We start from the raw sequence: 11,081 nt of genomic DNA, 5'->3' as shown, positions 1-11,081 counted from the left end.
CGGCATGATTCCGGCATGGAAGGATGCGACCTGCCCGAGGAGGCCCGCCGATGTTAGACCCCGATCGCTTCGACCCAGCCGCCCATGTGGCGGCCGTCGCCCCCGCCGTGGGGCTGGTGCTGGATGCCGAGCGGCAGGCCCGGGTCGCCGCGGCGCTCGCGCTGGTGGTGCGGATCGCCGCACCGGCCTTCGCGGTCCCGCTTGAGCCGACCTCCGAGCCGGCACCGGTCTTCCGGCCATGAGTGCGTCCGATGGGCGGAAAACCGTAGCCAGTGGCGAAGGGCTGGACCGGTCGCGCCGGGACCTGGGCAACCCTGCCCTCGACACCGCTGCCCGCATCCGCAGCGGCGAGACCACGGCCCTGGCGGTGACCGAGACCGCGCTGGCCCGCATCGCCGCCCGCAACCCCGCCGTCAACGCCTTCACCGCCGTGCTTGCGGAGCGGGCATCGGCCGATGCGGCTGCCGTCGATGCGCGCATCGCGGCCGGGGAGGAGGTCGGGCCGCTGGCCGGGGTGCCCTTCGCGGCGAAGAACCTGTTCGACCTGGCGGGCCTGCCGACCCTGGCCGGCAGCAGGATCCGCCGCGGCGCGCCGCCCGCCACGCGGGACGCCTTCCTGGTGCGGCAGTTGGAAGCCGCCGGCGCCATCTGCGTCGGCGCGCTGAACATGGACGAGTTCGCCTATGGCTTCACCACGGAGAACAGCCATGACGGGCCGGCGCGGAACCCGCACGACACCACCCGGATCGCCGGCGGCTCCTCCGGCGGCTCGGGCGCCGCGGTGGCGGCCGGGCTGGTCCCGATCAGCCTCGGCACCGACACCAACGGCTCGATCCGGGTGCCGGCCTCGCTGAACGGCGTATGGGGGCTGAAGCCGACCTATGGCCGGCTGTCGCGGCATGGCTCCTTCCCCTTCGTCTACTCGCTGGACCATGTCGGCCCCTTCGCCCGCAGCGTCGGCGACCTGGCCGCGGCCTACGACGCGCTGCAGGGCCTTGACCCGGCGGACCCGGCGCAGGCGCCGCAGCCGCCGGAGCCGGCGACACCCGGCCTCGGCCGCGGACTGGCCGGGCTGCGCATGGCGGTGCTCGGCGGCTGGTTCGGCCGGCAGCAATCGGCCGCGGCGCGCGAGGCCGTCGCGGCTGTGGCCGCCGCGCTCGGCGCGACGCAGGTGGTGGAATGGGACATGGCCGAGGCCTCCCGCGCCGCGGCCTTCCTGATCACCTCATCCGAAGGCGCCGCGCTGCACCTGCCGACGCTGCGCAAGCAGTACGCGGACTACGAGCCGCTGACCCAGGACCGGCTGCTGGCCGGCGCGCTGCTGCCGGCGGCCTGGGTCAACCATGCCCAGCGGGTGCGCGGCCTGGCGCGCGACGGCATGCGCGCGCTGATGGCCGACTGGGACATCCTGCTGGCCCCCGCGACGCCGGTGCCGGCGACGCCGATCGGCCAGGAGATGCTGGCGCTGGACGGGGTGCAGGTGCCGCTCAGGCCCTCGATGGGCCTCTTCACCCAGCCGATCAGCGGCATCGGCCTGCCGGTGGTCACCGCCCCGGTGCCGCGGGCCGAGGGCGCGCTGCCGATCGGGGTGCAGCTGATCGGCCGGCCCTGGTCCGAGGCGCTGCTGTTCCGCGCCGCCGCGGCGCTGGAAGCGGCGGGGGTCTGCGCCGCCCCGGTCGCGCCCGCCTTCGCCGAGGCCGCCTGAGCGCGCCTCGCTTCGGCCGGATCACGGCGGGCCCGGCGGCCCCGGCCGGCGGCGAGGCCTTGTCCGAGCTGCTGGCCGGCGGCGGGGCGCGGGTGGTGCGCATCGCCTCCCGCGGCCAGGTTGACCCGGAGGGCGCCTGGTATGATCAGGCGGAGGACGAGTTCGTGCTGCTCCTGCGCGGCGCCGCCCGGCTCGGCTTCGCCGATGGGACCGAACGGTCGCTGGCGCCGGGCGACTGGGCGGTGATCCCGGCGCATTGCCGCCACCGGGTCGCCTGGACCGATCCGGCGGGGGAGACGCTGTGGTTCGCGGTGCACCTCCCGCCCGCTTGATCCCGCGCAAGGCAGCACGCGCCCGGCCGGGCCAGCATCGCCGGCATGAGCAAGCCCATCCCCATCGGCTACGCGCTGGCCAATCTCCCGCGCTACACTTCCTATCCCACCGCGCCGCATTTCGGCCCGCTGGGCGATGCGGAGTATCGCGGCTGGCTCGCCGGCATCCGGCCGGAGCACCCGCTCAGCCTCTACCTGCACATCCCCTATTGCGCCTCGCTCTGCTGGTATTGCGGCTGCCACACCACGGTGACCCGGAACGAGGGCCGCATCGCCCGCTACGGCGCCGCCCTGCTGCGGGAGGCTGCGCTGCTGCAGGCGGCGCTGCCGGCGCATGCCGGGGTCGCCGCGATCCATCTCGGCGGCGGCACGCCCAGCACGCTGGGAGCGGCCGGGCTGCGGACGCTGTTGGCCGGGCTGCGCGGCACCTTCGGCATCCGTCCCGATGCCGAGTTGGCGATCGAGCTCGACCCCCGCGTGCTGGACGAGGAGATCGTCGCCGCCCTGGCCGAGGGCGGCATCACCCGCGCCAGCTTCGGCGTGCAGGACATCGACCCCGCGGTGCAGCGCCGCATCGGCCGCACCCAGCCGCAGGAGACCGTCGCCCGCGGGATCGGCTGGCTGCGCGCCGCGGGCATCCGGGGCATCAACCTCGACCTGATGTATGGCCTGCCCGGCCAGACCGGCGCCCAGGTCGCCGCCACCGCGCGCTTCGCGGCGCAACTCGGCGCCGACCGGGTGGCGGTCTTCGGCTATGCGCATGTCCCCTGGATGAAGCCGCACCAGAACGCCATCCATACGGAAGACCTGCCCGGTGCGCTTGAGCGCCTGCGGCAGGCCGAGACGGCGGAGCAGGTGCTGGTCGCCGCGGGCTACGAGGCGATCGGCCTCGACCACTTCGCCCGGCCGGAGGACCCGATCGCGGCCGCTGCCCGCGGGGGCGCGCTGCGGCGGAACTTCCAGGGCTACACCACGGATGCCGCGCCGGTGCTGCTCGGCATGGGCACCTCCTCGATCGGCGGGATCGAGGCCGCGGGCTATGCCCAGAATGAGCCGAACGAGCGCCGCTGGGTGGCCGCGGTCGAGGCCGGCACGCTGCCGATCCGCCGCGGCCGCGCGGTGACCGCCGAGGACCGGCTCCGCCGGCATTGCATCGAGCGGGTGATGTGCGACTTCGCGCTCGATCTGGCCGCCCTGCCGCCGGCGCTGGTGGCCGAGGTCCGGCCGGCTCTGGCCGCGCTCGAAGCGGACGGCCTGCTCGACCTGACGCCCGACCTGCTGCGGGTCACCGATGCCGGGCGGCGGCATGTCCGGCACGTGGCGGCCTGCTTCGACGCCTATCTCGGCACCGGCGCCGGCCGGCACAGCGCGGCGGTGTGAATGGGCGCCGCCGGCGGTCCACCGAACGGCCATGGAGGGTCACGCCCATGTGACGCCGCAACGAGTCCGCGGCGGATACAAGCGCTTTCCACCTGCACCAGTGATGGCGCTGCCGCACCCACCCCTTCGCCTCATCCTGGCCGCCGCCTTCGGCGGCATCGCCCTGCTCGCCGCGCTGGCCACCAGCCTGCTGGCCGGCAATGCTGCCCTGCGCCGAATCGAGGCGAACCAATTCGCCATGCTGGACACCGCCGCGGGGCGCTTCGCCGAAAGGCTGGACAGCGACATGGCGGCGCGCTGGCGGGACGTGCAGCTTGCCACCCGCCTGCCGCTGATGCGCGACCCGGATACCGCGCCGGAGCTTCGGCGCGAGATCCTGCGCCACGTGCACGATACCTATGCCGACTATGCCCTGGTCGCCTTCGTCGGCCCCGACGGGCATGTGGTGGTCGACAGCCGGCGGGCGCTGGAGGGCCAGGACGCCTCGGCCCGGCCCTTCCTGCGCGCCGCCATGCGCGGCCCGGTGGCCGAGGACGTGCACGAGGCCTCGATGCTGGCCAGCCGGCCCGGCGACCCGACGCCGCTCCGCCTGGTCGACCTGGCGGCGCCGGTGCGGACGGAGGATGGCAGGCTGGTCGGCGTGGTCGCCGCGCATCTCGACTGGCGCTGGGCGGCGGCGGTGGTCGGCTCCCCGCGGCCGGGGGAGCCGGAGATCCTCATCCTCTCGCGCGACGGGCAGGTGCTGCTGGGGCCCGGCGCGCTGCTCGGCCGGCAGCTGGACCCGGCGGCGGTCCTGCGCGCGCCGATGGACTTCCCGGATGGCGGCCCCTATCTCGCCGCGGTGCAGCCGACGCACGGGTGGGGTGACTATCCTGGCCTCGGCTGGCGGGTGCTGGCGCGCCGCCCGGCGGCGCTCGCCCTGGCGCCGGCGACCGCGCTGCAGCGCGACATCCTGCTTTATGGCCTCGCCGCCTCGGCCCTCGCCGCCCTGCTCGGCTGGTTTGCTGCCGCCTGGCTGGCGCTGCCGCTGCACCGACTGGCCGAGGCTGCGGCGCGCCAGCAGCGGGAGGGCGGCCGCGATGCGCTGCCGGCCGGCAGCCGCTTCGCCGAGGCGGTGACCCTGGCGCGCGCCTTCGACGGCCTGCTTGGCGATTGCCGCAGGTCCGAATCGGCGCTGCAGGAGAGCGAGCAGCGGCTGCGCCTGGCGCAGCGGGCCGGGCAGATCGGCGCCTATGAATGGGACATCCAGACCGATACCGGCCGCGCCACCCGGGAGTATGCCGCCCTGCACGGCGCGGCGCTGCCGGAGGGCGAGCAGACCTGGGCCGCGCATCACGAGCACTGGCTGGCCCGGCTGCACCCCGGGGACCGGCCGCGGCTGCGCGAGCGCATCCGCCGCATCCTGGCCGAGGCCGGACCCTATGCGCTGGAGTATCGCATCCTGCTGCCGGATGGCCGCACCCGCTGGCTGCACGACCGCGGCGAGGTCCTCACCGACGCGGCCGGCCAGCCGCTCCGGGCGATCGGCGCGGTGCGCGACGTTACCGGCCGCCGCGCCGCCGAGGATGCTCTGCGGGAAGGCGAGGCGCGGCTGCGCCTGGCGCAGGAGGCGGGCGGGATCGGCAGCTGGGACCTCGACATCGCCAGCGGGCGGCAGGTCTGGTCGGAGCGGCAATATGCGCTGTTCGGCCTGGACCCCGCCTTGCCGCCGCCCGACATGGAGCACTGGTTCGCCCTGGTGCACCCGGCCGACCGCCCCGCGCTGCAAGCGGCGACGGAGGCGGCGCTGGGCGCAGAGGGCGGGACGCTGGCGGCGGAATTCCGCATCATCCGGGCCGCGGACGCGGCCGAGCGGTGGCTGTCGGTGACCGGCCGGGTCATGCGGGACGCCGCGGGCTTTCCGGTCCGCATGCTGGGGGTGAACCGCGACATCACCGAGGCCCGGGTGCGCGAGGCCGAGCTGCGCGCCATGCTCGAGGCCAATCCGATCGGCGTGCTGCGCGGCGACGTCCATGGCCGGATCCTGGATGCCAACGACGCCCTGCTGCGTCTGGCCGGCGCGGACCGCGCGGCGCTGGAGGCGGGGACGCTGCGCTGGGACAGTCTGACCCCGCCGGAATGGCTGCCGGCCGATGCCGCCGGCATCGCCGAGGCGCGGGAGAAGGGCGTCTGCACGCCTTATGAAAAGGAGTACCAGCGCCCCGACGGCAGCCGCGTCCCGGTGCTGGTCGGCTTCGCCCTGGTCGGGGAGCCGCGCGAGGATACCATCGCCTTCATCCTCGACCTGACCGACCGCAAGCGGGCCGAGGCAACGCTGCTGCAGGACAAGGCGGGGCTGGAACGGGCGGTGGCGGAACGGACCGCCGAGCTGGCGGCGCGCGAGCGCGAGCTGCGCCGGATCTACGACCGCACCCCGGCCGCCTTCCATTCGGTCGATGCCGATGGCCGGCTGATCCGGGTGAGCGGCGAGTGGCTGGCCTTCCTCGGCTACCGGCGGGAGGAGGTGCTGGGCCGCCGGACCGGGGAGTTCATGCTGCCCGAGAGCGCCGCCCGCTGGGATGCGGCGGTCGAGGAACTGCGGCGCACCGGCGACGAGGTGCGCGAGGTCGAGTACCGCATGCGCCGCGCCGACGGCGAGGTGGTGGACGTGCTGGTGCGGGCCCGGGCGGAGCACGATCCGGTTGGCGGCTTCGCCTACAGCTATTCGGTCCTGCTCGACGTGACCGAGCGGAATCGGGCCGAGACGCGGCTGCGCGAGGCGCAAAAGCTGGAAGCCCTGGGCCGCATCGCCGGCGGCGTGGCGCACGACTTCAACAACCTGCTGCAGGTGCTGACCGGGGCGCTGCAATTGGTGGCCGGCAGCGCCGGCAAGCCCGAACGGGTCGAACGCTATGCCAAGGTGGCGCTGCAGGCCGCCGGGCGCGGTGCCGACCTGACCCGGCGCATGCTGGCCTTCGCCCGGCAGGATCAGCTGCAGGCCGGACCGGTCGCTCTGCCGGACGTGCTGCAGGGCCTGGCGACGCTGCTGCACGGGCCGCTCGGCGCTGGCATCCGGCTGGAGATCGAGGCCGCGCCCGACCTGCCCCCGGTGCGGGCGGACCGAATGCAGCTGGAAATGGTGCTGTTCAACCTGGCGCTGAACGGCCGGGACGCCATGCCGGAAGGCGGCACGCTGCGGCTGCAAGCGGCGCCCGAGGCGGTCGCCCGGTCGAACCCGCAGGGATTGGCGCCCGGATCCTATGTGCGGATTCGGGTCGCCGATTCGGGGGAGGGGATGGATGCCGACACCCTGGCCCGCGCCGCCGAGCCCTTCTTCACCACCAAGGACGTGGGACAGGGAAGCGGGTTGGGCCTGTCGATGGCGCATGGCTTCGCCGCGCAATCGGGCGGCGCGCTGCGGATCGAGAGCACGCCCGGCCTGGGCACGGTGGTGACGCTCTGGCTGCCGGAGACGGTGGCCTGGGCGGTGGCCGCGGGCTGATGCCAGGCGCACGTGGGTTACACCTTCGTGCGCCTCGGACGCCAGCGCCGCGCCGGCGGCCGGCACAGGCCGGGCTCCCTGCACCGGGCATGAGCCCGGCGACCTCGGTTCAATTGCAGAGCCGGCCGAGCGCCGCGGTCAGGTCGTCCGGGTCGTAGGGTTTGGCCAGCACCGGCACATGCGCGTGGCTGGGCGGCAGGCCTTCCGCCCCATAGCCGGTGGCGACCACGAAGGGCACGCCGCGCTTCGCCAGTACATCGGCCACGGGAGTCGAGGTTTCGCCGGCCAGGTTCAGGTCGAGCACCGCGACATCCGGGTTCTCCCGGTCCAGCAGCAGCAAGGCCTCGGAAACGGTGGCGGCCGGCCCGAGCACGGCCGCCCCGGCGTCGAGGAGCGCGTCCTCGACGAGCATGGCGACCAGCGCCTCGTCCTCTACGACGAGAACCCGGCGTCCCGTGAGCCTTGTCATGCTTTTACTCCTCCTGGGCCTGCATCGCATCGCGACGAAGACTCGCACGGCCGATGGTATCATATCGGCCATACGGTTGCCGCCGCCCGCGACCACTGCCCGGTTCTGCAACCGTGCCACGGCTGACGAAATCGTTTACACGCGCAAAAGGTTGGCGCGACTCACGGTTCGGAGAGAATCGGGCGCCGGGAAGGGTCCGAATGCCCTCTCGGCGACACTTCCCGGGGTCACGCCGCCTTCGCTTCGGATATCGCCCGCCAGACGATCTCAGGGGTCGCCGGCATGTCGATATGGTTGATCCCGAACTCGGAGAGCGCATCGACCAGGGCGTTCATCACTGCGGGCAGCGATCCCGCGCAGCCGGCCTCGCCGCAGCCCTTGGCACCGAGCGGGTTGGTGGTGCAAGGCGAGGGATGGCTGACGAAGCCGAAATCCGGCAGGTCCCCCGCCCGCGGCAGGCAGTAGTCCTGGTAGCTGCCCGACAGCAGCTGGCCTTCCTCGGAATAGGCGACGCGTTCCATCAGCGCCTGGCCGATGCCCTGGACAATGCCGCCATGCGCCTGTCCCGCGACCATCAGCGGGTTGACGATGACGCCGAAGTCGTTGACCGACATGTAGCGCACCACCTCGGTGTGGCCGGTCTCCGGCTCGACCTCGACCTCGCAGACATGGCAGCCATTGGGATAGGCCTGCGGCGCTTCCCCGAAGACGTGCCTGACGTCGAGGCTGGTCGGCAGGTCGGGCGGGGGATTGTTGGCGGTGCGGATGCGCTGCGCAAGCTCCATGATGCCGATGCTGCGGTCGGTGCCGGCGATGGTGAAGCGGCCCAACCCCTTGCCGTCCCGGTCGAACTCGATATCGGCGACCGCGGCTTCCAGCATGTGCGCCGCGGCGGTGCGGCCCTTCTCGATGACCAGCTGCGCCGCCTCGACGATCGCCGCGCCCGAGGCCATCAGCGACTTGGAGCCGCCGGTGCCACCGCCGGCGATGAGCAGGTCGCTGTCGCCCTGGACCAGGCGGATGCTCTCGAAGGGCACGCCGAGATGGGTGTGCAGCACCTGGGCGAAGGGGCTCCAGTGGCCCTGGCCGTAGTCGAGGGTGCCGGTGATGATGGTGACGGTACCGTCCTCCTCGAAGCGGATCTCGCCCTGCTCCTTCATCGGCGGTGCCGTGCATTCGAGGAAGTTGCCGATCCCCCGTCCCCGCAGCTTGCCGCGCGCCTTGCTCTCGGCCTTGCGCGCCGCGAAGCCGTCCCAGTCCGCCGCCTTCAGCGCCTGGTCGAGAACCGCGGAGAAGTCGCCGCTATCGTAGACGCTGCCGGTCGAGGCCTTGAAGGGGAAGGCGTCGGGCCGGATGTGGTTGATCCGCCGCAGCTCGATCGCGCTGCGCCCGGTCTCCTTCGCCGCCTGCTCCAGCAGGCGCTCGAAGAAGTAGTTGCCCTCCGGCCGCCCGGCGCCCCGGTACGCCGAGACCGGGGTGGTGTTGGTGACGAGGCACTTGGTGTTCACCTCGATCAGGGGCGTCGCGTAGTTGGACTGAACGTTCTTGACGAAATTGCCGGTGCCCATCAGCGGCGCGACGGTGGCGAGGTAGCCGCCCATATTGGCATAGGCGGTCAGCCGGACGGCGAGCGCGCGGCCATTCGCGTCGAGCGCCAGCTCGGCATCGACCTCATGGTCGCGGCCATGGCTGTCGGACAGGAAGCTGCCGGTCCGCTCGTCGGTCCACTTCACCGGCTTGCCCAGGACCTTCGCCGCATGCAGCAGGCAAAGGTATTCCGGATAGGCGCTGGCCTTCATCCCGAAGCTGCCGCCGACATTGCCGGTCAGGATCCGCACCTTCTCCGGCGGCACCTTCAGCACGTCGTTGGCCATCTGGCCCTTCAGGCCGAAGACGCCCTGGCTGCCGACATGCAGGATATAGCGGCCGGTCTCGGCGTCGAACTCGCCGATGGCGCTGCGCGGCTCCATCGCACAGACCACGACGCGGTTGTTGCGGATGGACAGCTTGGTCACATGCGCGGCGGCGGCGAAGGCGGCCGCCACCTTCTCGGTATCGCCATGGTGGAAGTCGAGGCAGAGGTTGCCCGGCAGGTGGTCGTAGAGCTGCGGCGCATCGGCCGCCGCCGCGGCCGAGGCCTCGGTCACCGCCGGCAGAACGTCGATGTCGACGAAGACCGCCTCGGCCCCGTCGCGTGCCGCCTGCTTCGTCTCGGCCACCACGAAGGCGACGGGGTCGCCGACGAAGCGGACCTTGTCCATGGCCAGAGATGGGCGCTCGATGTTCTTCAGCGGCGAGCCGTCGGCGTTCTTCAGCGGCAGGACGCAGCGCATGGCGCCATAGCCATGGCCTTCGAGGTCGGCGCCGGTGAAGACGCCGAGGACGCCGGGGGTCTCCTTCGCCGCCGCGGTCTCGATCCCCTTGATGACGCCATGCGCATAAGGGCTGCGGACCATGACGGCGTAGAGCTCGCCGGGCAGGCTGATGTCATCGGTGTAGCGGCCGCGCCCCTGCAGCAGGATCGGGTCTTCCTGCCGAGGCACCGCCTGGCCGACACCGAACTTAAGGCGGGACAGGTCCGGCATGTTGCTGTCGGGCATGGGTCTCTTTCGGCGATGTTGATCGGGGCTTGATGTCGAGCCTAGGCCAGCTTTGTCCAGGGGGCGACCCCGGCCCGGTGCGATTGACAGGCACTTCCGCCTTCGGAAGGCTTGGCCGCAAAGGCCTGGGGAAGGAACGCGGATGAGCCTCGGAAGACGCAGTGCTTTGTGGGGTGCGGCCGGGCTGCTGGCGGCGGGCCAGGCACGGGCCGAGGACTGGCCGACCCGGCCGATCCGCCTGATCGTGCCCTTCGCGCCCGGCGGCGCCTCCGATCTGCTGGCACGGCTGGTGGCGGAGCGGCTGGCGCCGGCGCTGGGGCAGCCGGTGGTGGTCGAGAACCGGCCAGGGGCGGGGGCCACCATCGGCGCCGATGCGGTGGCCAAGGCGCGGCCGGACGGCACCACCTTCCTCTACGGCACGCCGGGGCCGCAGATCGTCAATCCCTATCTCATGCGCGGCCTGCCCTATGACGCCGAGCGCGACTTCACCCCGATCGTTAGCCTCGTGCGGGCGCCGAACCTGCTGGTGGTGAACCCCGCCCTTCCGGTGCGGACGGTGCCGGAGCTGATCGCCCTGGCCAAGGCGAAACCGGGGGAGCTGAGCTTCGGCAGCTCGGGCATCGGCGCCTCCTCGCACCTCGCGGGGGAGACATTGAAGCTGAAGGCCGGGATCGACGTCACGCATGTTCCCTTCCGCGGCAGCGGCCCGGCGATCGCCGAGTTGATCGCCGGCCGCATCTCCTTCCTGATCGACACGCTGCTGCTCTTCACCGAGCACCGGGCGAGCGGCGCGCTGCGGGCGGTGGCCGTTGCCAGCGCGCGGAAATCCAGCCTGATGCCGGACCTGCCGACCATCGCCGAGACCATCCCCGGCTTCGATTCCTTCGCCTTCAACTACCTGGCCGGCCCGGCCGCGCTGCCGGAGAGCGTGGTGGTCAGGCTGAACCGCGAGACCAACCGCATCCTGGCCGACGATACCTTCCGGAAACGCCTGACCGAGCTGGGGCTGGAGCCGATCGGCGGCACGCCGGCGGATACCGCGGCGACGATCCGCGAGGAGGCCGGCCGGGCGCGGGAGGTGATCCTGGCGGCCAATATCCGCGCCGAGTAGAAC

Annotated in this window: 8 protein-coding genes; 6 read left to right on the top strand and 2 right to left on the bottom strand. The window is 72.8% G+C overall.

Annotated elements, in window-relative coordinates:
* The first annotated feature begins 50 nt into the window (after positions 1 to 50).
* From E2C06_RS06615 to E2C06_RS06595, 5 genes are all read left to right on the top strand, one after another.
* Positions 51 to 242: an AtzG-like protein gene (locus E2C06_RS06615; protein ID WP_165982250.1), complete on the top strand. Its 192-nt coding sequence runs from the start codon at positions 51 to 53 to the stop codon at positions 240 to 242.
* Positions 239 to 1,705, top strand: a complete 1,467-nt coding sequence (locus E2C06_RS06610; protein ID WP_133287793.1) for an AtzE family amidohydrolase — start codon at positions 239 to 241, stop codon at positions 1,703 to 1,705. The genes E2C06_RS06615 and E2C06_RS06610 overlap by 4 nt, the downstream gene beginning before the upstream one ends.
* Positions 1,706 to 1,764: 59 nt before the next feature.
* Positions 1,765 to 2,037, top strand: coding sequence for a cupin domain-containing protein (locus tag E2C06_RS06605; protein ID WP_241671147.1), 273 nt, complete (start codon positions 1,765 to 1,767; stop codon positions 2,035 to 2,037).
* A 45-nt stretch (positions 2,038 to 2,082) separates the two neighbouring features.
* Entirely contained in the window at positions 2,083 to 3,417 is a 1,335-nt protein-coding gene (gene hemN / locus E2C06_RS06600) for an oxygen-independent coproporphyrinogen III oxidase (RefSeq protein ID WP_133287792.1), read from the top strand.
* Between the two features lie 103 nt (positions 3,418 to 3,520).
* The gene (locus E2C06_RS06595) at positions 3,521 to 6,898 is read left to right on the top strand and encodes a PAS domain S-box protein (RefSeq protein WP_165982249.1); all 3,378 of its coding nucleotides are present in this window, start codon (positions 3,521 to 3,523) and stop codon (positions 6,896 to 6,898) included.
* Positions 6,899 to 7,007: 109 nt separating this feature from the next.
* Here E2C06_RS06595 and E2C06_RS06590 read toward each other — a convergent pair whose 3' ends face one another.
* Positions 7,008 to 7,367, bottom strand: a complete 360-nt coding sequence (locus E2C06_RS06590; protein WP_133287790.1) for a response regulator — start codon at positions 7,365 to 7,367, stop codon at positions 7,008 to 7,010.
* A 227-nt stretch (positions 7,368 to 7,594) separates the two neighbouring features.
* On the bottom strand, positions 7,595 to 9,967 hold the full coding sequence (locus E2C06_RS06585) for a xanthine dehydrogenase family protein molybdopterin-binding subunit (protein ID WP_133287789.1): 2,373 nt from the start codon (positions 9,965 to 9,967) through the stop codon (positions 7,595 to 7,597).
* Positions 9,968 to 10,109: 142 nt separating this feature from the next.
* Here E2C06_RS06585 and E2C06_RS06580 point away from each other — a divergent pair, with 142 nt between their 5' ends.
* On the top strand, positions 10,110 to 11,078 hold the full coding sequence (locus tag E2C06_RS06580) for a Bug family tripartite tricarboxylate transporter substrate binding protein (protein ID WP_133287788.1): 969 nt from the start codon (positions 10,110 to 10,112) through the stop codon (positions 11,076 to 11,078).
* The last annotated feature ends 3 nt before the right edge of the window (positions 11,079 to 11,081 follow it).

The organism is Dankookia rubra, assembly GCF_004355005.1.
Lineage (GTDB): Bacteria > Pseudomonadota > Alphaproteobacteria > Acetobacterales > Acetobacteraceae > Paracraurococcus > Paracraurococcus ruber_A.
The sequence above is the reverse complement of the archived record's forward strand: the minus strand, read 5'-3'. Positions and strand labels throughout refer to the sequence as shown.

Bases quoted from the DNA above. Each gene is read 5' to 3' on its own strand.
- E2C06_RS06615 (WP_165982250.1), top strand. From the start codon at position 51: ATGTTAGACCCCGATCGCTTCGACCCAGCCGCCCATGTGGCGGCCGTC.
- E2C06_RS06610 (WP_133287793.1), top strand. From the start codon at position 239: ATGAGTGCGTCCGATGGGCGGAAAACCGTAGCCAGTGGCGAAGGGCTG.
- hemN (WP_133287792.1), top strand. From the start codon at position 2,083: ATGAGCAAGCCCATCCCCATCGGCTACGCGCTGGCCAATCTCCCGCGC.
- E2C06_RS06595 (WP_165982249.1), top strand. From the start codon at position 3,521: ATGGCGCTGCCGCACCCACCCCTTCGCCTCATCCTGGCCGCCGCCTTC.
- E2C06_RS06590 (WP_133287790.1), bottom strand. From the start codon at position 7,367: ATGACAAGGCTCACGGGACGCCGGGTTCTCGTCGTAGAGGACGAGGCG.
- E2C06_RS06585 (WP_133287789.1), bottom strand. From the start codon at position 9,967: ATGCCCGACAGCAACATGCCGGACCTGTCCCGCCTTAAGTTCGGTGTC.
- E2C06_RS06580 (WP_133287788.1), top strand. From the start codon at position 10,110: ATGAGCCTCGGAAGACGCAGTGCTTTGTGGGGTGCGGCCGGGCTGCTG.